This window comes from Aeromonas sp. R7-5, assembly GCF_040908015.1.
GTDB classification, from domain to species: domain Bacteria; phylum Pseudomonadota; class Gammaproteobacteria; order Enterobacterales; family Aeromonadaceae; genus Aeromonas; species Aeromonas caviae.
In genome coordinates this window covers 43,410-65,978 of sequence record NZ_JBFOCZ010000020.1, presented here as the reverse complement: position 1 = coordinate 65,978, position 22,569 = coordinate 43,410, and the positions used below count along the sequence as shown (strand labels likewise).

Below are 22,569 nucleotides of genomic sequence, written 5' to 3'. Positions count from 1 at the left end.
CCGTCTTGCGGGCAGCCACATCTCCCCACGACTCGACAGAACGGGCAAGTGCCCGCCCCGGGCGTGGGTGAAGGAGAACACATGAGCCAATCATCTTACGGCCCGCTGTTCGAGGCCCTGGCCCACTACAACGACAAGCTGCTGGCCATGGCCAGAGCCCAGACAGAGCGCACCGCCCAGGCCCTGCTGCAGACCAGTCTGGACGATCTGGGCAAGGTGCTGGAGCAGGGCAGCCAGCAGCCCTGGCAGCTGATCCAGTCCCAAATGAACTGGTGGCAGGATCAGCTCAAGCTGATGCAGCACACCCTGCTCAAGAGTGCAGGCCAGCCGAGCGAGCCGGTGATCACCCCGGATCGCAGCGATCGCCGCTTCAAGGCCGACGCCTGGAGCGAGCAACCCCTCTATGACTACCTCAAGCAATCCTATCTGCTGACCGCAAGACACCTGCTGGCGGCGGTGGATGCCCTGGAGGGCGTGCCCGAGAAGAGCCGGGAGCGACTGCGCTTTTTCACCCGCCAGTACGTCAACGCCATGGCTCCCAGCAACTTCCTGGCCACCAACCCGGAGCTGCTCAAGCTCACCCTGGAGTCCGACGGCCAGAATCTGGTGCGCGGCCTCGCGCTCCTGGCCGAAGATCTGGAGCGCAGCGCCGATCACCTCAACATCCGCCTGACCGACGAGTCCGCCTTCGAGCTCGGCCGGGATCTGGCGACCACCCCGGGCCGGGTAGTGCTGCGCACCGAGCTCTTTGAGCTCATCCAGTACAGCCCGACCACGGCGACGGTGGGCAAGACCCCGGTGCTGGTCGTGCCCCCCTTCATCAACAAGTACTACATCATGGACATGCGCCCCCAGAACTCCCTGGTGGCCTGGCTGGTCGCCCAGGGGCAGACGGTCTTCATGATCTCCTGGCGCAACCCGGGGGTGGCACAGGGGCTGGTCGATCTCGACGACTACGTGGTGGACGGGGTCATCGCCGCCCTGGACGCCGTGGAGGCGGCCACCGGCGAGCGGGAGGTGCACGGCATCGGCTACTGCATCGGTGGCACCGCATTGTCACTCGCCATAGGCTGGCTGGCAGCGCGGCGCCAGAAGCAGCGGGTGCGCAGCGCCACCCTGTTCACCACCCTGCTGGACTTCTCCCAGCCCGGGGAGCTTGGCATCTTCATCCACGAGCCCATCATCGCGGCGCTGGAGGCGCAGAACGAGGCCAGGGGCATCATGGACGGGCGCCAGCTGGCGGTCTCCTTCAGTCTGCTGCGGGAGAACAGCCTCTACTGGAACTACTACATCGACAGCTACCTCAAGGGCCAGAGCCCGGTGGCATTCGATCTGCTGCACTGGAACAGCGACAGCACCAACGTGGCGGGCAAGACCCACAACAGCCTGCTGCGCCGACTCTACCTGGAAAACCAGCTGGTGAAGGGGGAGCTCAAGATCCGCCACACCCGCATCGCTCTCGCCAAGGTGAAGACCCCGGTGCTGCTGGTGTCCGCCGTGGACGATCACATCGCCCTCTGGCAGGGGACCTGGCAGGGCATGGCGCTGTTCGGGGGCGAGCGGCGCTTCATTCTGGCCGAATCCGGGCACATCGCCGGCATCATCAATCCGCCGGATGCCAACAAATACGGCTTCTGGCAGAGCGAGTCCGAGGCGGACAGCCCGGCGCAGTGGCTGGCGGGGGCGACCCACCAGAGCGGCTCCTGGTGGCCCGAGATGATGCGCTTTATCAAAGACCGTGACGAGGCAGAGCCCGTCCCCGCCCGGCAGCCTGCCGAGGGGCTGGAGGCGGCCCCCGGCAGCTACGTCAAGGTACGGCTCAATCCGGTGTTGGCCGGCGTCAGGAAGCAAGAAGAGGAACCCGCATGAGTACACACCCCCTTGCCGTGGGCATGAAAGCCAGCCTGACCAAGCGCTTCGGCCCGGCCGAGGTGGCGGCCTTCGCCGGTCTCTCGGAGGATTTCAATCCCCTGCACCTGGACCCGGACTTCGCCGCCACGACGGTGTTCGAGCGCCCCATCGTCCACGGCATGCTGCTGGCGAGCCTCTTCTCCGGGCTGCTCGGGCAGCAACTGCCCGGGAAAGGGAGCATCTATCTGGGCCAGAGCCTCTCCTTCACGCTCCCGGTGTTCGTGGGGGACGAGGTGACGGCGGAGGTCGAGGTGATTGCCCTTCGAAGCGACAAGCCCATCGCCACCCTGGCCACCCGCATCTTCACCCAGGGCGGCGCCCTCGCCGTGACGGGGGAAGCGGTGGTGAAACTCCCTTGAGCGCCAGTGGCCCCCAGAGACACAACCAGCCCGGTCGGGCTGGTTTTTTTGCCTGTGCTCGCCCCTTTTTCGGAGCAATTCGGCCCGGGCCCTTTCCCTGCCCCGCCTAACTGCCTAGAATGAGCCCCCGCTGTTTCAGCCATTCATCCAGCTAGAGGATTTCCCATGGAGACGTTTCTGCTCGAAGGTCACCCCTTCGTTGCCTTGTGTGACCTGATCAAGCATCAGGGTTGGGCCGATTGTGGCGGTGCCGCCAAGGCGCTGGTCGCCGAGGGCCTGGTGGAAGTGGACGGTCAGGTCGAGACCCGCAAACGCTGCAAGATAGTCGCCGAGCAGGTAGTCAACTTCAACGGCATGAAGGTCGTGGTGAAGGAAGGCGTCAGCCCCGAGATCCTCTGATCCTGACACCCTGCCACGCAAGCGCTACCCAGCACAGTGGCCAGCAGGTGGTCAACTTCAACGGCATGAAGGCCGTGGTGAAGGAAGGGAGCAGTCCCGAGATCCCCTGATCCTGACGCCCTGCCACGCAAGCGCTACCCAGCACAGTGGCCGAGCGGGTGGTCAACTTCAACGGCATGAAGGTAGTCGTGAAAGAAGGGAGCAGCCCCGAGATCCTCTGATCCCGGCTTGAACAAGGGCGCCAAGCGCCCTCTGGCCTTCAGCTGGCCTTGATGGAGAGGGTCAGCACGAAGCGGGCCATGGCCTCGTCACCGTTGCGCGACGGGCAGGTGGCCACCACCTGGATGGGGCGGTTGATGCGCTGGCCGCTCGCCAGGGACTCGTCGATCATGGCGTCGATAAGCTCCCCCGCCGCGCAATCAAACTGCACGTCCCCCTCCGGGCGCTTCAAAAACTCCCCCTGCACATCCTTGAAGGCAAAATGCACCTTCTTGCGCCGCGCCCGCCCCTTCTCCATGACCAGGAGCCCCCCCACCAGGTCGGCACCGGTGGCGAGCGCCCCGAAATACATGCTGCCCAGGTGGTTGCGGGTGCGCCAGCCCAGCGGAATGCGGATGCGCAGCGCCCTGGCGTCCATCTGCTCGATGACGGGGGCACAGAAACCAATGACGGGAATGTAGCGCCAGGCGAACAGACGCAGGGCGAGGTTGGCTTTGAGGCGTTGCAGGTCCATTGCAAACTGATCCGATGAGTGAATGTGACGCAAATGTTGCCAGCCTGCTTCCCGATAGACAAGCCTCCCGTGCCATCCCTGTGAGCGGGCCCCCAAAGGGTATTTGCAAAATTCATGCAATGGCCAGGTTCTATTTGCCTGGCAAATGATAAAACCGGCCTTTCCTGACCCCGGGTCGCCCCTCTCTTTCCCCTTTTTCCGATTTTTTTCAAGGTCCCGCCCCGGATGACGGGACCATGACAGCCATATCCGAATGAAACACAACGAGAAATACTCCCCGTCAGGGGGCTAGCCCAGGATCCCGCCCCCGCCACTGGGATTATTCGCAGTAACCAAACCCCCTCTCCCTCGCTAGGCTGTTGCTGGCCCGGAAGTAGCCACTCGGCACCGGGTCAACCCGTCTACCAATCTCACCATAAGGATAGAGAGATGAGTCACGTGCAACAGTTGTTCAACGGGGGCGAGAGCGCCGGTACTTTCCAGCTCAACTTCAACAACAACCGTGCCTACGAGCTGTTTGGCCGGGAGTACCTCAAGTGCTATGCCAACCTCAGCGCCAAGGGGAAGATGAGCAAGCCCCTGCCCACCGGGCCGCTGAGCTACACCGTCGACTTCGCCATGGATTGCGGCTGCAGTTCGGTGCTGTTTGACTTCAACCTCGCCTACAAGAAGACCTTCGGCAACCAGTTGCAGGCCCCCCTGTGGCGCGAGTCGGACTACGAGGCCGAGCTGGTGCTCTGCCAGCTGGTGCGCGAGGCACCGGCCAACCGCCTGAGCAACCATGATCAGTTCGCCGAGGCCGAGGCCTTCTTCAACGACGTCAATCTACCCGACACCGTCCGGGCGGTGGGCACTGATCCCTATGCCGACAAGGACGGCCTGGTGGAGTTCATCGTGGCCAACGAGCTGCTGGACGATCCCGCCGTCATGGCCAAGCTGGCGGAGCAGAAGGCCTACCTCATCGCCATCACCTCCGTGGTCACCGCCTACATCAACCGTTACGCCGAAGCCTATGGCGAGCAGTACAAGACGGACGCGGATCTCTGGGCCAGGGCCCTCTCCAAGATCCCTCTGATGGGGCCGAGCAAGATCGATCAGCAGAGCTACAGCCGCCACATCAAGGGGCTCAGCATCGCCACCGACTTCATCAACTTCATCATGGACGTGGTGGTGAGCCAGGGCACCACGGCGCTGGCCAGCTTCAACAAGTTCCTGCAAAAGCAGGGGGATGCCATCCGCTTCGGGGTGGAGAACAACAAGGACTTCTACAAGACCATCACGGTGGGGGTCACGGTGGAAGTGTTCAAGGTGGGCAACGAGCTGGTCTATGTGCCGAAGATCAAGCAGTACCGCGTCAACTTCGACCGCCAGAACAGCAAGTTCACCTCCGCCTGTGCCAGCGCCGAGTTCGTCGACATCTACTTCAACTACCTCTATGCCGCCAACGTGTTCGACTACGAGGCCCTCAAGGACCCCGAGATCAAGCGCGACTTCGACAACTTCATCCAGAAGCAGCGCAAGGCACAAATTGAAGAAGCGGATACCTTCTTCAACGATGACTTCCCGCCCCTGGAGCCCAAGCTGGTCAGCCGCAGCAAGGCCACGGTGTAACCCCGCCAGTCAAAAAAACAGCCGGCAGATGCCGGCTGTTTTTTTAGGTGGGCCTCAGGCCCGTTTCTCTTCAAGCCAGGCCCCCTGGCTCTGCATCTCGAACAGCTGGGCATAGTGTCCTCCCAGCGCCATCAGCTCGCCGTGGGTGCCGCGCTCGCTCACCCACCCGCGGGAGAGCAGCAGGATTTCATCGGCATCCACAATGGTGGAGAGGCGGTGAGCGATGGCGATGGTGGTGCGGCCACGGCGCGCCGCCGAGAGCGCCTGGGAGAGGGCGAGCTCGGTCTGGGAATCCACGCTCGCGGTCGCCTCGTCCAGGATGAGGATGCGCGGATCCCCCACCAGGGCGCGTGCAAAGGAGAGCAGCTGGCGCTGGCCGGCGGAGAGGTTCTTGCCCCCCTCCTCCATCAGGGTGGCCAGGCCATCGGGCAGGCGGCGCACGAAATCGGCTAGCTGCACCTCCTCCAGGGCCTGCCAGAGCCGCCCATCCTCGATGCCGTCACGCCCAAGGCGCAGGTTCTCGGCCAGGGTGCCGACGAAGATGAAGGGATCCTGCTGCACCAGGCCGATGCAGCGGCGCACCGCCGAGAGGGCCAGGCCGTTTATGGGGTGATCATCGAAGTGGATGCTCCCCCGATCCAGGGGGTAGAAACCCATCAGCAGGCTGATGATGGTGGACTTGCCGCTGCCGGTGTGGCCCACCAGCGCCAGCATCTGGCCCGGCCGGGTGGCAAAGCTCACATCTTGCAGTACCTGCTGCTCCCCGTCGTAGGAGAAGCCCACCCCATCGAAGCGTACCCGTCCCTCCAGGGGGCGCACCTCCCCGTCGGTGCTCTCGCGGGTTTCATCGAGCAGGGCGAACACCCGCTCCCCCGCCACCATGGCTTGCTGCAACTGGTTGAGCTGGTTGGTCATCTCGATGAGGGGCTCGATCATCCGCCCCAGATAGCTGATGAAGGCGTAAAGCACCCCCACCTGGATGGCCCCCGCCGTGCTCAGCCCCTCGTGGGCGAACAGGGCCAGCAGACCGATGAGCACCATCATGTAGAAGAGATCGATGAGGGGGCGCAGCAGGATGCCGTTGATCTTGAGGCTCTTGATCCGCGCCTGCCAGTGCTGCTGGTTCACCCCCGCAAAGGCGTTGGCGAAGTGGCGCTCCTGCACCATGGCCTGGATCACCGGCATCCCCTGCAACGACTCGTTGAGACGGCTGTTGATGTCGGAGAGCAAGGATCGGGTCGCCCGCACCACGGGCACGCTCAGTTTCTGATAGAGCCACATCACGGCTCCCACCGCCGGCAGCAGGGTGGCGCACACCAGCATCAGGCGCAGATCCAGCAGCGCCATGGAGAGCAGGATGCCGCACAGGAGCACCACTTTTTGCACCAGGAGCCCTATCACCTGGACATAGAGGTTCATGATCGCCTCGGTGTCGTTGGTGATGCGGGAGATGAGGGAGCCCGAGCGGTGTTTGTCGAAATAGCGGGCAGGCAGGCGGATGGCGGTGGCGAACACCTGCTCGCGCAGACGCTGCACCACCGCCTGGGCGATGCGGTTGAAGCGCAGGGATTGCAGATAGAAGCCGGCCGCCGACAACACCTGCAGCCCCAGATAACCGGCGGCAAGGGCGGCGATGATGCCCCACTCCAGCCGGCGCGGCGCCAGGTAGTCATCGATGAAGAGCTTGATGAGCAAGGGGCCCGCCACCTCCGCGCCGGTGGCGAGCAGCAGGCAGATGCCCGCCTGCACCAGCCAGCGGGGGTAACTGGCGCAGTAGGCGAGCAGCCGTTTGATGGTTGGGTTCACAGGCTTGCCTCCAGCACAGCACTCTCAGGAAATTGACTCTCTTTGCGCCCTTCTCCCCTCGCGGGAGAAGGGTTGGGGATGAGGGGAACCACTCGTCTCATCATCACACTCACAGGCTCTCCTCCACGTCCTGCTCCAGGCGCTGGTAGCGGACCATGTCCGCGTACCAGCCGTTCCTGGCCATCAGGGTTTCGTGACGGCCCCGCTCGCTGATCGCTCCCTGTTCCAGCACCAGGATCTCGTCCGCCTGCTCCACCGCCGTCATGCGGTGGCTCACCAGCACCAGGGTGCGCTTGTGGACCTTGAGGGCCAGCAGGATCTGCTGCTCGGTGTGGGCATCCACCGCCGAGAGGGCGTCATCCAGCACCAGGATAGGGGCATCCAGCAGCAGGGCGCGGGCGATAGCCAGACGCTGCTTCTGACCGCCAGAGAGGGTCACCCCCTTCTCTCCCACCTCGGTTTCATACCCTTTGGGGAAGCGACTGATGTCGTCGTGAACGCAGGCGATGCGCGCCACCCGCTCAATCTCCTCCCGGCTCGCCTCGGGGCGGCCCAGGGCGATGTTGGCCGCGATGGTGGTGGAGAACAGAAACGGCTCCTGGGGCACATAGGCAAACTGGCTGCGCAGCTCACCCAGCGACAGTTGCGAGATGGGCACCTCCCCCATGTGGATCTCCCCGGCCGTGGGGTTGGCCAGGCGCATCAGCAGCTTGAGCAGGGAGCTCTTGCCTGCCCCGGTGCGCCCCACTATCCCCAGCATGGCGCCAGCCTGCAGGGTGACATCCACCCCCTGCAACAGGGTGCGTTGCTCCAGCCGGTAGCCCAGCCCCTGCACCCGCAGGGGAAAGGCCGAGGCCAGCGCCACGGGATGGGCCGGCTCCTCGATGTCGCTGCGCTCCCCCAGCAGGCTTTCGATGCGCGAGTAGGCGGCGCTGCCCCGCTCGATGATGTTGAACAGCCAGGCGATGGCGAACATGGGCCAGATGAGCTGGCCGAGGTACATGGTGAAGCTGGTGAGCTCCCCCAGAGTCAGCTGGTCTTGCAGCACCAGGGCGCTGCCCCCTGCGACCGCCAGAAAATAGGAGCAGCCGATGCACAGGTAAATCACGGGGTCGAACTTGGCGTCGATGCGGGCCACCGCCATATTGCGCTCCCCCGCCTGACGGGTCAGCTCGGCAAAGCCCTCGTCCTCCAGGGATTCGACCGCGTAGGATTTGAGCACCCGTACCCCAGAAAGAGCCTCCTGGGTCTTGTTGTTGAGGCGGGAGAAGGCCCCCTGCGCCGCCTTGAACTCCTTGTAGATCTGGGTCCCGAAGCGGTTCATGAAGAAGGCCATCACCGGCAGGGGCAGCAGGGAGAGCAGGGTCAGCTGCCAGGAGTACTGGCTGCACATGATGGAGAGCACCAGGATGCCGACGATGAAGGAGTCCACCAGGGTCAGCACCCCTTCCCCTGCGGTCATCTCCACCGCCTGGATGTCGTTGGTGGCGTGGGCCATCAGATCACCGGTGCGGTGGCGCTGGTAGAAATCCGGGCTCATGCGGGTGAAGTGGCTGAACAGCCGGTTGCGCAGCACGTAGGCGAGCCGGTAGGAGGCACCGAACAGCATGACCCGCCACACATAGCGCAGCAGGTAGATAAGCAGTCCCAGGCCAAAAAGCCCCGCCAGATAGCCGGTCAGGGTGCCGCTGTCCAGGTCACCCTTGGCGATGCCATCCACCACCCAGCCCACTACCTTGGGGGGGATCACGGTCAACAGGGCCACCAGCATCAGCAGGGAGATGGCCACCAGATAACGCCGCCACTGATCCTTGAAAAACCAGCCAAGCCGCAAAAATACGCTCACAGAGAAGTCCTTGGTCGCGGCGCGCTGCCGCGTGATCGTGAAGAGAAGCTCAATACAATCGCCCCCTGGCGGGGGCGAACGAGTGGGTCATCATAGCCTGAAGCGGGTGACTTGAGAACGATTGCTATCTTGCCCTCCCTCAGAGCCGCTTGTCGGGGGGCGAAAACGGGAAGGCGACCGACTCCTGCTGCTCCCCGGTGAGCAGGAAGTGGGAGACCTCCTCCCGGGTCTGGGTAAAGACCTGCTGCAACTGGTTGAGCTCCCCCTCGCTCAGCTCCTCCTGCAGCCGCAGCCGCCACTCCAGCTCCCCGGCCAGCAGTTGCAGGCGGGAAGCGGAGATGTTGGCCGAGACCCCCTTCAGGGTATGCAGCAACCGGCACGCCACTTCGGGCTGCTGGCGACGCAGGGCGGTGCGGATGTCCCACAGATCGTCCTTGTGCTCGGAGAGGAACAGCTTGAAGAGGATCTGCAGCGCCTCCCTGTCATGCTCCAGCCGGCGCAGGGCATCCTCCAGATCCAGCACGCCCATGAGGGCCGGCGGCTTGACCTCGATGGGCACCTTGGGCTCCCCGCCGCTGCTCTTCACCCATTGCAGCAGGTTGTTGTAGAGATCGAGCTTGCTCACCGGCTTGGTGACATAGCCGTTCATGCCGACGCCAAGGCAGCGCTCCCTGTCCCCCGGCATGGCGCTGGCGGTGAGGGCGATGATGGGCACATCGTGCTTGTCCACCATCTTGCGGATCTGGCGGGTGGCATCCAGCCCGTCCAGCACCGGCATCTGCAGATCCATCAGGATGACGTCGAACGGCTGCTCCGCCACCTGCTCCACCGCCTCGCGGCCGTTGTCCACCACGGTGACCTTGGCCTCCACCCGGCGCAGGTACTCCAGAATGAGCTGCTGGTTGACCCGGTTGTCCTCGGCCAGCAGCACCCGGGTACCACGCAGCAGCTCCCGGAACTGCTGCTGATCCCCCTGGGCCTCCGCCTGGCGGACCTTGCTGTCATGGGAGCTGCCGTTGAGCAGTTCGTCCACCTTGGCCAGCAAGGCGTTTTCGGTCATGGGCTTGGCCAGGAAATGGGTCAGTCCCATGCTCTCCATCCGCCCGTGCAGCCCCTCCCTGGACCAGGCGCTGGTCATCAGGACAGGCAGGCGCCGCCACTGGCTGTGCTGGTACATCTCGAGGGCCAAGTCCAGGCCATCCTCCTGACCCATGCGCCAGTCGAGGATGGCGAGGCGGATGTGATGCCCCTCTTCCCGCAGCACCTGACGGGCGCGGGAGAGGCTGTTGACCGTGATGACGGACGCCCCCGCCCGCCCCAGGATGTCCTTGGCCAGCTCCAGCACCAGCTCGTTGTCATCCATCATCAGGATCAGGGGCTGGTGATCGAAGAAGACCCGGCGCCCCGAGACCCCGTACACCGCTTGGGAGATGGGGATCTCGAACAGGAAGGTGGAGCCCACCCCGGGTTTGCTCTGCACGGTGATCTCCCCGCCCATCAGCCCCACCAGGCGCTGGGAGATGTTGAGGCCAAGCCCGGAGCCGCCATATTTGCGGGTATTGCCCGCCTCCAGCTGGGTAAAGGGCTGGAACAGCTGGGCCTGTTTCTCCGGGGCGATGCCGATGCCGGTATCCCGCACGCTGAAACAGACCCGCATGGGATGCTGGCTGGTGAGCGTAATGGCCACCTCCACCTCGCCCCGCTCGGTGAACTTGATGGCATTGTTCACCAGGTTGACCAGCACCTGACCGAGGCGCAGCGGATCCCCGCGCAGAAAGTCGGGCACGGCGGGAGACTTGTTGATGATGACCTCGATGTGCTTGCGCTCCGCCAGATCCGCGAACATGGCGGCGAGGGAGTCGAGCTGCTCGCTGAGATCGAAGTCGATCTCCTCCAGGGTCAGCTTGCCGGACTCCACCTTGGTGAGATCCAGGATGTCGTTGATGAGCAGCAGCAAGGTATCCGACGAGGATTTTATCTTGTTGAGATAGTCCCGCTGCTGGGGATCCAGACTGGTTTGCAGTGCCAGGGCGCTGAAGCCGATGATGGCATTCATGGGGGTGCGGATCTCGTGGCTCATGTTGGCCAGGAAGTCGCTCTTGGCCTGGGCCAGCAGCGCGGCATGGCGTGAGAGCTCGCTCAGCTTCTGGTTGCGACGCCACAGGGTCGCGGCCACCAGCGAGAAGCAGAGCAGCGCTCCCCCCAGCACCATCAGGTAGAAGCGGCTCTTGAGGGAGGAGGCCCGCTCCAGCTTGCTCTGCTTCCAGGCGGGCAGCGAGCTCAGCCCCTTCATCTCCACCACCTGATTGCGCAGGCGATGGTACTCCATCACCTGCTGATTGAACTCCTGGCCCAGCCGAACGAGGGCCGCGACCCTCGGCTGCTCGCCATAGCGGTCGAGCAGGTGCTGCTGGAGTTGCAGCAGTTGCCGCTGCTCGTTCTGATCCCAGCTGCGTCTGAGGTAGTGGTGCAGGCGCATGAGTTCGGTCAGGTCGCGGTACTGCGCCTCACCGACCGGCAGGGTGCCTTGCAACGCCTTGAGCTGGCCCTGGAAGCGGGGAGCCAGATACTCGATGGTCATCTCCATGGTGTAGAGCCTGGCGAGATCCAGCAGATAACCGTCGATGTCCCGCTGCAACGCCTGGGAGCCGGGGTCGTCCACCGACTCCGGATCCTCGTGCACCAGCCTGACGAACCTGTCCAGGTGACTGGAAAGCAGGCTCAGGCGTTGCTGTACGCTGCCATCGCTGGCCTTCTCGCGCCCCAGCAGATAGACGGTATCGGTATTGACCCGATTGAGCACCATCTCAGCCGCCACGCTCAAATCGAAGGCACGCTGCTGCTGGCTGAGCAACTGCCAGCAATAGGCAGAAAAGCCCACCAGCGATACGATGATAAGGCCAAAGACAACACGATTGCCCCGTGCAACACTCTTCATCCCGTCTCGATTCTCATGTCATGGTCGGCCATCCGGTGACATCAGGTCACGGCCGGAGGCCAACTGTGAAAAACCACTGAGTGCTATGTTACCGTTAGTCGGCGCTCTGATTGCAATAAAGATGTTGCCGGGCCATGAAATAAGGAAGCAATTATGTCACTTGTCACCACCTATTGTAGCCAATGCTTTACCCGCAACCGCCTGCCTGTCGAAAAAGCAGACTCAAACGCGAAGTGCGGCCGATGCCGTCACCCCCTCTTCGAACAAAGCCCGGTGGCGGGGCGTCAGGCCAGCTTCGATGCCCTGATCCAGTCCGACATCCCGGTGGTGGTGGACTTTTGGGCAAGCTGGTGTGGCCCCTGCCTGCAGTTTGCCCCCGTCTTTCAGGAGGTCGCCCGGGAGCTTGAGCCCCGCCTTCGCTTCGTGAAACTCGATACCGAGCAGGAGGCCGCCATCGCAGGTCGCTATGGCATTCGCAGCATTCCTACCCTGATGGTCTTCCAGCGGGGGGAGATCCTGGCACAGCGCAGCGGCGCCCTGCCCAAGAGCCTGTTCAAGGAGTGGCTGCTCTCCTTCACCTCCCCCGTCAAATGAAAATGAAATGTTTCATTTCTGTTTGATTGAAGATCCATTTTCACTTGACTCTGTGAGTCGCCACATGATTTGACCATATCCCCCTGTTTCAAACAGGGGGATATATGTAACCTCGGCATCACAACAACAACCATAAATTAACCGAGAGAACGTTATGCACACATCGGCTGTACCTCCGACTCCCCCCTCACGCTGGCTGGACATCAAGTCCGGGATCGTCATCCTGGATCTGCTCCTGCTCTGCGCCATGCTGGCATGGCTCCCGTTTGACCCCATGGTCAACAAGGGGCTGGCCATCCTGATCTTCATCGCCATCCTCTGGCTGACCGAGGCGGTGAACATCACCATCACTGCCATCTCCATCCCGGTGCTCGCCACCCTGCTCGGGGTGTTCGACATGAGCAAGTCGCTGACCGACTTTGCCAACCCCGTCCTGTTCCTCTTCTTTGGCGGCTTTGCCCTCGCTGCAGCCCTCTCCAAGCAGGGACTCGACACCCAGATCGCCGGCAAGGTGATGCAGCTCGCCAAGGGACACCTGGGCTGGGCTTCCATCGTGCTCTTCACCATCACGGCCGCCCTCTCCATGTGGATCAGCAACACTGCAACCGCGGCCATGATGATGCCGCTGGCCCTCGGCATGCTGAAAGGGCTGGACGTTCACAAGGAGCGCCGCACCCTGGTCTTCGTGCTGCTTGGCGTCGCCTATAGCGCCAGCATCGGTGGCATCGGCACACTGGTGGGCAGCCCCCCCAATGCCATCGCCGCCGCCCAGATGGGCTTGGGCTTCACCGACTGGCTGGAGTTCGGCATCCCCGTGGTGATCATCTTCATGCCGGTGGGCATCGGCCTGCTCTACTGGGTGACCCGTCCCAATCTCTCCCACCAGGTCAGCACCGAGCAGGTCACCATCGAGTGGACAGGTCAGCGCAAAGTGACCCTGGCCATCTTCCTGACCACGGTGCTGCTGTGGATTGGATCCCAGCCTCTTGCCAAGGCGCTGGGCGGCATTCCCCAGTTCGATACCCTGATCGCCATGGGCGCCATCCTGGCCATCGCCATCAGCCGCGTCGCCAGCTGGGATGACATCAACCAGAACACCGACTGGGGCGTGCTGCTGCTGTTCGGGGGTGGTCTCACCTTGAGCGCCATCCTCAAGCAGACCGGGGCCAACGCCTTCCTGGCGGAGCACCTCTCCAGCGGCCTCTCCTCCATGCCCATCTTCGTGATCCTGCTCTGCCTGGCCGCCTTCGTGGTGTTCCTGACCGAGCTGGTCTCCAACACCGCCACCGCCGCGCTGCTGGTGCCGCTGTTCGCCGGGGTGGCCGAGGCACTGGGGGTCTCCCCCATCGTGGTCTCCGTGCTGATCGCCGTCGGCGCCTCCTGTGCCTTCATGCTGCCGGTGGCCACGCCCCCCAACGCCATCGTCTTCGCCAGCGGCCATATCCAGCAGCGGGAGATGATGCGGGCCGGCCTGGTACTGAACCTGGTGTTCACCGTCATCCTGACCATGCTTGCCTATTTCATGGGGGATATCCTCCACTGAGGTTCGCCCCCTAATGCCCCTCCAAGCCCCGCATCGCCGGGGCTTTTTCTCGCCCCGAAGCCACCGCACTCCCTACCCGCGACATCACGGCGACATTAACTTGCACTTAAGAAATCGCCTCCATGATGCTGACAACGGCCATCACGCAGCCATGGCTGACGATGGCGATGATCATGAACATCACGACAAGGGGATCACCTCATGGGTAAGACGATGCAGAACAACCGTGAAATCAAGGTATGGGATCCGGTGGTCAGGGGATTTCACTGGGCCACTGTGCTGTTGTGCGTGCTGAATCTCTTCATCCTTGAAGAGGGGGCGCGCAACCACCGCTATGCGGGATATGCGCTGGCCGGACTGCTGGCACTGCGCATCGTATGGGGATTCATCGGCTCCTATCATGCCCGCTTCGCCCAGTGGCTGCCGACACCGGCCGGCGTCATCACCTATCTCAAGGAGACGATCAAGGGACGCCACCCCTACTATGCCGGTCACAATCCTTTGGGGTCCTTGATGATACTGCTGCTGTTGACCTGCCTTGTCGGCACCGCCGCCAGCGGGATCATGACCGAATACGGGCCGCTCTCCGGCACCCATCGCATGGAAGAGATCCACGAGTTCTTTGCCAAGGGGCTGCAGGTGACCATCTTCGTCCATGTACTGGCCGTCATCGCCCTGGATCGCCTGGTACGGGGCGATCTCGTCAGGGCGATGATCACCGGCAAGAAACGGGTGCCGGCAGACACCCGAGTGGTCAACAGGCCCTGAGCCTCCCTCAGCCCGACAGATGAAAAAAAACCCCGCATCGCGGGGTTTTTCACAGGAGCAGACATCAGCCGACGCTGCAGCTCGTCAGTTTCCAGATACGGTCTACGTAATCCTGGATGGAGCGGTCGGAGTTGAACTTGCCCATGGTGGCCGAGTTGATGATGGCTTTCTTCGCCCACAGGGCCGGATCCCGGTACCAGGCATCGATCAGCTTGTGCGCCTCGGAGTAGGACTCGAAATCGGCCAGGGTCAGGTAAGGGTCTCCCCCTTCCAGCAAGGAGCGCTTGATGGAGGCCAGCTCACCCGGACGACCCGGCGTGAAGTAGTCGGTATCAAACCAGTCCAGCACGGCTTTCAGTTCGGAGTTGGCGTAGTAGAAGTCATACGGGTTGTAGCCGCGCGCCTTCAGGGACTTCACCTCGTCCACATTCAGACCGAAGATGGCGCAGTTCTCGGCACCTGCCTCTTCGGCGATCTCGATGTTGGCTCCATCCAGCGTCCCGATGGTGATGGCACCGTTCAGCGCCATCTTCATGTTGCCGGTACCGGATGCTTCGTAACCTGCGGTGGAGATCTGCTCGGAGACATCCGCCGCCGGGATCAGCTTCTCGGCAAGGCTCACGCGGTAGTTCGGCATGAACACCACTTTCAGCTTGCCCTGGATACGGGCGTCGTTGTTCACCCGCTCCGCCAGCTTGTTGATGGCGTAGATGATGTCCTTGGCCAGCTTGTAGCCGGGCGCCGCCTTGGAGCCGAAGATGAACACCCGCGGATGCATGTCATAGTCCGGGTTCGCCAGCAGGCGACGGTAGAGCGCCATGATGTGGATGAGGTTCAGTTGCTGGCGCTTGTACTCGTGCAGACGCTTGATCTGGACGTCGAAGATCGCCTCCGCGCTCACGTCGATGCCGGTTTCCGCCTTGATGACCTTGACCAGCTTCTCCTTGTTGTGGCGCTTGATGGTCATGAACTGCTGCTGGAACGCCTTGTCGTCGGCAAACTTCACCACGCTGCGCAGCTTGTCGAGTTGCAGCGGCCACTCCTTGCCCACCACCTCGTTGTAGAGTTCGGCCAGTTCCGGGTTGCAGGCCAGCAGCCAGCGACGGGGAGTCACGCCGTTGGTGACGTTGCACATCTTCTCGGGCCACAGCTCGGCATACTCGGGGAAGAGATCTTCCTTCACCAGCTTGGAGTGGATCTCGGCCACACCGTTCACCTTGGAGGAGCCGATGACGCACAGGTTGCCCATGCGCACCTTGCGCACGTCACCCTCTTCGATGATGGAAAGCTTGGCCTTGATGGCATCGTTGCCCGGCCACTTGGGCTCCACCAGCTCGTTCAGGAAGCGGGCGTTGATTTCATAAATGATCTCGAGGTGACGGGGCAGTACCTTCTCGAACAGGCTGACGGACCACTTCTCCAGCGCTTCCGGCAGCAGGGTGTGGTTGGTGTAGGAGAAGACCTGATAGCAGATGCCCCAGGCGGTATCCCAGTTCAGCCCCTCTTCATCCACCAGCACGCGCATCAGCTCGGGGATGGCCACGGTGGGGTGGGTATCGTTGAGCTGAATGGCGATTTGCGCGGCAAAGTTGCTGAAGTCACTGCCATGCACCCGCTTGTAGCGACGCATGATGTCCTTGATGGAGCAGGCGCAGAAGAAGTACTGCTGGATCAGGCGCAGCTCCTTGCCGGCGTCGGTCTCATCGTTCGGGTAGAGCACCTTGGAGATGGTCTCGGCCTGGGCCTTCTCGGCCTGGGAGTCGATATAACCACCAGCGTTGAACACGTCCCAGTCGAAGAACTCGGAGGCACGGGATTCCCACAGACGCAGGATGTTGACGGTGTGACCACCGAAGCCGACCACCGGAATGTCCCAGGGCACCCCTTTGATCTTGCGACCGGCGTGCCACACCTTCTTCAGGCCACCCTTGTCACCAAAGACGGTCTCCACGTAGCCGTAGAGCGGAATCTCCTGCACCGATTCCGGGCGGCAGATCTCCCAGGGGTTGCCATATTCGCGCCAGGAGTCCGGACGCTCGATCTGGCGACCATCCTGAATTTCCTGACGGAACAGGCCGTGCTCGTAGTGGATGCCATAGCCCACCGCCGGGTAGTTCAGGGTGGCCAGGGAATCGATGAAGCAGGCAGCCAGACGACCCAGGCCACCGTTGCCAAGGGCCATGTCAGGCTCTTGTTCGCAAAGATCGGTCAGTTCCAGACCGAGTTCACCCAGCGCCTCTTCACAGACTTTGTAGAGGGAGAGGTTGTGCAGGTTGTTGGAGGTCAAACGCCCCATCAAAAATTCAGCAGAGAGATAGTGAATCGCACGAGTATCTTTCTTGAAGTGAGTCTGCTGAGTACGGGTCAGGCGCTCGTACACCTGTTCATTGACGGCGGCAGCGGTCGCTTTCCACCAGGCATCCGGAGAGGCTTTCTGTTCGCTTGTACCCAAGGTAGAACGCAGGTGACGCACGATACTCGCCTTGAGCTGATCTTTATCCAGTTGGAGATCCTGGTCTGTCTTCTTCTTGGTAGCCATAAACCATTTTCCTTCGTTACAAATAAAAAATGTCATCCCATCGGGGGGACCGGCGCTGTTGTTATCTCAGAATATGCTCCGGCGGGGGCATACTAGCTAAAGCCAAGGGTTTAAAAGTTAACGTGAGTCACACTTTAACGCATAAAAATGACAGTTTCACCATGAAAACCCTTTCCTTGAGCCAGCCTGAATGAAATATAAATTTCGTTTTAAATCATAGTGATACAAGAAAACAAAAAAGATAGTTTCATGAATAGGTTTTCAATGATTGCCTGTGACTGAAAATACGTGAAAATAACCGCCGACTAGGGCGAAATTGAAAGCGTTTTCAATTCACACCTCCTCGTCAGGTAATAAAAAGGATGCCCCAATCGGAGCACCCTTTGATTTCAATTAACCATGTGCCTTGAACTGATTGCTCATGGGGTCGTAGTGATACCCGATCTGTTGCAGACGGGTAGCCAGCTGATCTTCTGTCATGTCGTAGTAAGCCAGCAGCTCTTCCAGACCATCACACTCCAGCCGCAGCTTCTCGTTGATGATCCCGAGCAGAATGTTCGCATCCAGTCGTTGCAAGGTACTGACGTCCATCTCGCTCCCTCCTCTCCCTATACAGGACTGTATAACCATGAGCGCCGACCCGAAGTTTGTCTACAGGTTAAAAAAACACCCTGTATAAGGAAGATATAAATACCCTTTTTAATCATGTAGTTAAAATCATCCCCTGTTAATCGGCTCACACTTTTAGCCACAAATCACTTGTCACTCCTTGCGAACAGAACTACTGTATACACATACAGCATGGTTATTCATACAGGAACGACATATGAGCCAGCCCCTGAATCTTTGCCCCCCCTCCTCCTCTGCCGGTCTGATCACCACCTGGCCCACTCGCCATCAGAGCAAGATGGGACAAGAGCAGCGGCGCGGCCCTCTCCATCAGGAAGCGCCGCTGCTGGATGCCCTGGGGCAACTGAGTCAGTCCGACAGTGGCTGGATCCTGCTCGTCGCCCCGCCAGGCCTGCCCGCCGCCGCGCAATTGCAGGCCAGAGGGATCAATCCTGCCAGGGTGCTTGTCGTGCACGCCCCCAAGATCAAGAATTGGCAGCGCCTGCTGGAGCAGAGCCTGATCAATGGTCACTGTGCCGCCGTGCTGACCTGGCTGCCCGAACAGGTCGCCCTGGACCGGAGCACATTGAACACCCTGGGCCAGCGTGCCGGTGTCCTGACCCGCTTCTTCGAGCCCTCAACCCCTCTGGGTGGGGCACTGAGTTACGGCGGCCAGGATGTCTACCTGAACCACTGATCGCCCCTTCGGCGTGACAGCCAATGCGCCGGCATTGCCCACCGGGTTATCCAGGCTTCCGACCCGGGATGCCATGGCGACAAAGACAAAGCAGCACAGCAGCACAGCAGCACAGCAGCACAGCAGCACAGCAGCACAGCAGCACAGCAGCACAGCAGCACAGCAGCACAGCAGCACAGCAGCACAGCAGCACAGCAGCACAGCAGCACAGCAGCACAGCAGCACAGCAGCACAGCAGCACAGCAGCAGTAAATTTGCTCAGGCCCAGACCGTCAAATGGGGCCCGCAAAAAAAGGCGACCCGAAGGTCGCCTTTCAACATGCTGCTGTACGGGGGCTAATCGCTCTCCGTTTGCATCGAAGTCCGATTGATCAAGCCAGCTTGGTCTCCAGCTCGGCAATCTTGGCGGACCAGTAGGCCGGGCCGGTCTCGTGGATGTTGTTGCCCTGGGAGTCGACCGCCACGGTGACCGGCATGTCTTCCACCTCGAACTCGTAGATGGCCTCCATCCCCAGATCGGCAAAGGCCACCACGCGCGCCTTCTTGATGGCTTTCGCCACCAGATAGGCGGCGCCGCCCACCGCCATCAGGTAGACAGCCTGGTGCTGCTTGATGCTCTCGACCGTCTTGGGGCCGCGCTCGGACTTGCCGATCATGCCGATAAGGCCGGTTTCTCCCAGCATCATGTCGGTGAATTTGTCCATCCGGGTGGACGTGGTGGGGCCAGCCGGGCCGACCACCTCGTCACGTACCGCATCGACCGGGCCCACGTAATAGATGAAGCGGTTGGTGAAATCGACCCCTTCGGGCAGTCCTTCACCTTTTTTCAGCATGTCGGCGATGCGCTTGTGGGCGGCGTCGCGGCCGGTCAGGATCTTGCCGGAGAGCAGCACGGTATCACCGCTCTTCCAGCTGGCAAGCTCTGCCTTGGTGATGCCATCCACGTTGACCCGGCGCACATTGCCACCGGACTCACGGGTGATCTCCGGCCAGTCTTCCAGCCTGGGGGGTGTCAGCTCCGCCGGGCCGGAGCCATCGAGTTCGAAATGCACGTGACGGGTGGCGGCGCAGTTGGGGATCATCACCACGGGCTTGGAGGCGGCGTGGGTCGGTGCGGATTTCACCTTCACATCCAGCACCGTGGTCAGGCCGCCCAGCCCCTGGGCACCGATCCCGAGCTTGTTGACCTTGTCATAGAGCTCGACCCTCAGCTTCTCTTCGGTGGTCTCGGGACCACGGGCAATCAGCTCCTGGATGTCGATGTGCTCCATCAGGGCTTCCTTGGCGAGCACCGCCGCCTTCTCGGCGGTGCCGCCGATGCCGATGCCGAGCATGCCGGGCGGGCACCAGCCAGCCCCCATGGTCGGCACCGTCTTGAGCACCCACTCCACGATATCGTCGGAGGGGTTGAGCATCACCATCTTCGATTTGTTTTCGGAGCCGCCCCCCTTGGCCGCGATACTCACTTCCACCTTGTCGCCGGGGATCATGTCGATGTGCACGACAGCGGGGGCATTGTCTTTGGTGTTCTTGCGGCTGCCGGCCGGATCCGCCAGCACGGAGGCGCGCAGCGGGTTGTCCGGATTGGTATAGGCGCGGCGGGTGCCCTCATCCACCATCTCCTGGACCGTCATGTCGCTGTCCCACTGTACCTGCATGCCGATCTTGACGAAGCAGGTGACGATACCGGTATCCTGACAGAGCGGGCGATGACCTTCGGCAGACATGCGGGAGTTGATCAGGATCTGGGCCAGGGCATCCTTGGCGGCCGGGTTGATCTCGCGGTCATAGGCGGCCTTGGCGGCCTGCACGAAATCGAGGGGGTGGTAGAAGGAGATGTACTGCAGGGCGTCAGCAATGGAATCGATAAAGTCCTGTTTTCTAATGATGCTCATATCATCCTCACTGGTCCTTGTTATCGCTTGCGCGAGCAAGGGCTTCCATATGAGCCGGGCCTTCGGCAGGTGGCAAATGCACCTGGAGCCGGCAGACTGCGGCGTGTTTTTATAACGGTGTTTTTCTTAAAAATGCCGGCGGCCATGATACGCTTGACCACCCGAACCGGCTAGGGAGCCGGGCGCAAACTGTTGCCTATGTAACAAAAAATGAAACCAAGACTGCATATCCACCATTTCGACCCGCAGGCCTCGCTCCACACCTGGTTTGCCTGCCTGCAACACCAACCCTGGGCCATCCTGCTGGAATCCGCCGGCCCCCTGGGGGCTGACAACGGTTTTGACATCATCAGCGCCGATCCGCTTGCCACCCTGGAAACCCGGGGTACCAGCACCTGCCTCACCCGGGATAACCACCAGCACCATCATGACAGCGATCCCCTCGCCCTGCTCGCCAAGACCCAGCGAGCCCTGCTTGGGGAGCGCGTTGAGGATGACTCGGGATTGCCGTTCATCGGGGGAGCCCTGGGACTCTTTGGCTACGATCTGGGCCGACGATTCGAGCGTCTGCCCGCAGTGGCGCAACAGGACATCCAGGTGCCCGACATGGCGGTCGGGATCTACGACTGGGCGCTGCTGCGAAATGTCGCGACGGGACACTGGCAACTGGCCCACTGGGGTGATGAAGCCGGCCTCGCCCGCAGGCTCGACTGGCTGATGGCGCAGCGCGAACGAACCACCCTCCCCCTTCGCCTGACCGGCCCCTGGCAGAGCAACATGACGCGGGCCGAATACGGGGACAAGTTTGCCCGTATCCAGGCCTATCTGGCGGCGGGGGATTGTTACCAGATCAACCTGACCCAGCGCTTCAGCGCCCCTTATCAGGGGGATGAATGGTCCGCCTATCTCGCCCTGAGCGCCGCCAACAAGGCGCCGTTCTCCGCCTTTGTCCGCCTGCCGCAAAGCGCCATTCTGAGCCTCTCCCCGGAGCGTTTCCTGCTGCTCGACAAGCGCCATATCGAGACCAAGCCCATCAAGGGCACCCGGCCTCGCCACCCGGATCCCGCCCAGGATGCCAGGGTGGCCGAGTCACTCGCCAACGCCGACAAGGACAGATCGGAGAACCTGATGATCGTCGATCTGCTGCGCAACGACATCGGCCGGGTGAGCCGGCCGGGATCGGTCACTGTGCCGCATCTCTTTGCCGTGGAATCCTTCCCGGCGGTGCATCACCTGGTCTCCACCATTCACGGAGAGCTGGATGCGCGCTGGCAAGAAGTGGATCTGCTGCGGGCCTGCTTCCCCGGCGGCTCCATCACAGGGGCTCCCAAGATCCGGGCGATGGAGATCATCGAGGAGCTGGAGCCGGTGCGGCGCAATGCCTACTGCGGCAGCATCGGTTATCTGAGTCAGCACGGAAGGATGGATACCAGCATCTGTATCCGTACCCTGATCGCCGAAGCCGGCCAGCTGCACTGCTGGGCGGGGGGCGGCATCATCGCCGACTCCGATCCCGACGCCGAATATCAGGAAACCTACGACAAGGTGGCCCGCATCCTGCCATTGCTCGATACCCTTTGATCCCATCCGGCCCTGCGGGGCCGACACAAGGAGACCCATGGAGATGACGAGTGCCGAGCTGCTGACCCGCTTTTTGCTGCAGCGCCCCGCCCCCGCCCATCGCCTGGCACTGGCCGGGCTCAAACCTGCCGCCGTGTTGATCCCCCTGGTGGAGCGCCCCGAGGGCCTGCATCTGCTGCTGACGCGCCGCAGCGCCGCCCTGCGCCACCACCCGGGGCAGATCAGCTTTCCCGGCGGGCGTCAGGACCCGGAAGACCGGGACCTCATTCACACCGCGCTCAGGGAAACCGAGGAGGAGCTTGGCATTCCCCCCTCCCAGATCCGAATCATCGGCAGCCTCACCCCTCTCAATACCGTCTCGCGCTACGATGTGCTGCCGGTCCTCGCCATGCTCGACCCAGGCTACGGGCTGACCCTGAGCCAGGACGAGGTGGCCCAGGCCTTCGAAGTCCCCCTCGCCCACGTGCTGGATCCGGGGCAGCACATAGCCCTGAGCCTGCCAAGGGCGGACGGACGTCACACCATCTATTGGATCCCTTGGGAGCAATCTTTCATCTGGGGAGCCACTGCCAGCATGATCCGCCAGCTTGCCCAGCACATCTCGAAATAACATCTCGAAATAACATCTCGATAACATGATGAGGTGGGAAATTATCCAGTTAACATTCAAATAACACTGCATTTGATAAATAAATTTTGATTTTTTATTCTTTTGATCACATTTCCACAAGAAAGTACGG

At 61.9% G+C, this 22,569-nt stretch carries 18 protein-coding genes and 1 pseudogene; 12 read left to right on the top strand and 7 right to left on the bottom strand.

The genetic code is table 11. The annotated features are described in order from the left end of the window. Positions 1-81 precede the first annotated feature (81 nt). The 4 genes and pseudogenes from AB5Y53_RS07105 to AB5Y53_RS07090 all read left to right on the top strand — a co-directional run. A complete protein-coding gene (locus tag AB5Y53_RS07105) occupies positions 82-1,869 on the top strand; it encodes a class I poly(R)-hydroxyalkanoic acid synthase (RefSeq protein ID WP_368181472.1) in 1,788 nt (595 codons plus the stop codon). Continuing rightward, positions 1,866-2,270, top strand: a complete 405-nt coding sequence (locus tag AB5Y53_RS07100; RefSeq protein WP_368181471.1) for a MaoC family dehydratase — start codon at positions 1,866-1,868, stop codon at positions 2,268-2,270. The genes AB5Y53_RS07105 and AB5Y53_RS07100 overlap by 4 nt, the downstream gene beginning before the upstream one ends. A gap of 165 nt (positions 2,271-2,435) precedes the next feature. Continuing rightward, on the top strand, positions 2,436-2,669 hold the full coding sequence (gene ybcJ, locus AB5Y53_RS07095; RefSeq protein ID WP_010674882.1) for a ribosome-associated protein YbcJ: 234 nt from the start codon (positions 2,436-2,438) through the stop codon (positions 2,667-2,669). 146 nt (positions 2,670-2,815) lie between these two features. Continuing rightward, positions 2,816-2,890: pseudogene (locus AB5Y53_RS07090) on the top strand (ribosome-associated protein); the annotation flags it as partial. Between the two features lie 38 nt (positions 2,891-2,928). Here the strand turns inward: AB5Y53_RS07090 and AB5Y53_RS07085 are convergent. Continuing rightward, positions 2,929-3,402: a DUF4442 domain-containing protein gene (locus AB5Y53_RS07085; protein ID WP_010674883.1), complete on the bottom strand. Its 474-nt coding sequence runs from the start codon at positions 3,400-3,402 to the stop codon at positions 2,929-2,931. Between the two features lie 429 nt (positions 3,403-3,831). On the opposite strand from AB5Y53_RS07085, the gene AB5Y53_RS07080 reads away from it, so the two are divergent. Further along, positions 3,832-5,013, top strand: coding sequence for a hypothetical protein (locus tag AB5Y53_RS07080; RefSeq protein ID WP_042863940.1), 1,182 nt, complete (start codon positions 3,832-3,834; stop codon positions 5,011-5,013). 54 nt (positions 5,014-5,067) lie between these two features. Here the strand turns inward: AB5Y53_RS07080 and AB5Y53_RS07075 are convergent, their stop codons facing one another. The 3 genes from AB5Y53_RS07075 to AB5Y53_RS07065 all read right to left on the bottom strand — a co-directional run bounded on the left by AB5Y53_RS07075 (position 5,068) and on the right by AB5Y53_RS07065 (position 11,603). Then, on the bottom strand, positions 5,068-6,819 hold the full coding sequence (locus AB5Y53_RS07075; RefSeq protein ID WP_368181470.1) for an ABC transporter transmembrane domain-containing protein: 1,752 nt from the start codon (positions 6,817-6,819) through the stop codon (positions 5,068-5,070). A 109-nt stretch (positions 6,820-6,928) separates the two neighbouring features. Next, positions 6,929-8,665 (bottom strand): ABC transporter transmembrane domain-containing protein, encoded by a 1,737-nt coding sequence (locus AB5Y53_RS07070; protein WP_368181468.1) that lies wholly within the window; start codon positions 8,663-8,665, stop codon positions 6,929-6,931. 139 nt (positions 8,666-8,804) lie between these two features. Then, positions 8,805-11,603, bottom strand: coding sequence for a response regulator (locus tag AB5Y53_RS07065; RefSeq protein WP_045524566.1), 2,799 nt, complete (start codon positions 11,601-11,603; stop codon positions 8,805-8,807). 153 nt (positions 11,604-11,756) lie between these two features. On the opposite strand from AB5Y53_RS07065, the gene trxC reads away from it, so the two are divergent. From trxC to AB5Y53_RS07050, 3 genes are all read left to right on the top strand, one after another. Then, a complete protein-coding gene (gene trxC / locus AB5Y53_RS07060) occupies positions 11,757-12,197 on the top strand; it encodes a thioredoxin TrxC (protein WP_368181467.1) in 441 nt (146 codons plus the stop codon). A gap of 154 nt (positions 12,198-12,351) precedes the next feature. Beyond that, positions 12,352-13,740, top strand: coding sequence for a DASS family sodium-coupled anion symporter (locus tag AB5Y53_RS07055; RefSeq protein ID WP_045524563.1), 1,389 nt, complete (start codon positions 12,352-12,354; stop codon positions 13,738-13,740). 201 nt (positions 13,741-13,941) lie between these two features. Continuing rightward, positions 13,942-14,508 (top strand): cytochrome b/b6 domain-containing protein, encoded by a 567-nt coding sequence (locus AB5Y53_RS07050; RefSeq protein WP_368181466.1) that lies wholly within the window; start codon positions 13,942-13,944, stop codon positions 14,506-14,508. 64 nt (positions 14,509-14,572) lie between these two features. On the opposite strand, the gene AB5Y53_RS07045 is transcribed toward AB5Y53_RS07050, so the two are convergent. Both AB5Y53_RS07045 and AB5Y53_RS07040 read right to left on the bottom strand, forming a co-directional pair. Next, a complete protein-coding gene (locus AB5Y53_RS07045; RefSeq protein ID WP_045524561.1) occupies positions 14,573-17,047 on the bottom strand; it encodes a glycogen/starch/alpha-glucan phosphorylase in 2,475 nt (824 codons plus the stop codon). Between the two features lie 393 nt (positions 17,048-17,440). Beyond that, entirely contained in the window at positions 17,441-17,638 is a 198-nt protein-coding gene (locus AB5Y53_RS07040) for a DUF4250 domain-containing protein (RefSeq protein WP_005323525.1), read from the bottom strand. Between the two features lie 235 nt (positions 17,639-17,873). Here AB5Y53_RS07040 and AB5Y53_RS07035 point away from each other — a divergent pair, with 235 nt between their 5' ends. Together AB5Y53_RS07035 and AB5Y53_RS07030 are read left to right on the top strand one after the other, a co-directional pair. Continuing rightward, entirely contained in the window at positions 17,874-18,353 is a 480-nt protein-coding gene (locus AB5Y53_RS07035) for a cell division inhibitor (RefSeq protein ID WP_113978767.1), read from the top strand. A gap of 73 nt (positions 18,354-18,426) precedes the next feature. Continuing rightward, positions 18,427-18,693, top strand: a complete 267-nt coding sequence (locus tag AB5Y53_RS07030; protein WP_368181464.1) for a hypothetical protein — start codon at positions 18,427-18,429, stop codon at positions 18,691-18,693. Between the two features lie 31 nt (positions 18,694-18,724). Here the strand turns inward: AB5Y53_RS07030 and AB5Y53_RS07025 are convergent, their stop codons facing one another. Continuing rightward, positions 18,725-20,248 (bottom strand): fumarate hydratase, encoded by a 1,524-nt coding sequence (locus AB5Y53_RS07025; RefSeq protein ID WP_039040872.1) that lies wholly within the window; start codon positions 20,246-20,248, stop codon positions 18,725-18,727. 210 nt (positions 20,249-20,458) lie between these two features. On the opposite strand from AB5Y53_RS07025, the gene pabB reads away from it, so the two are divergent. Further along, positions 20,459-21,829 carry an aminodeoxychorismate synthase component I gene (gene pabB / locus AB5Y53_RS07020; protein ID WP_368181462.1) on the top strand — a complete coding sequence of 457 codons (1,371 nt, stop codon included), beginning with the start codon at positions 20,459-20,461 and terminating at the stop codon, positions 21,827-21,829. Between the two features lie 43 nt (positions 21,830-21,872). After that, the gene (locus AB5Y53_RS07015) at positions 21,873-22,439 is read left to right on the top strand and encodes a CoA pyrophosphatase (RefSeq protein WP_161469939.1); all 567 of its coding nucleotides are present in this window, start codon (positions 21,873-21,875) and stop codon (positions 22,437-22,439) included. Positions 22,440-22,569: the final 130 nt, after the last annotated feature.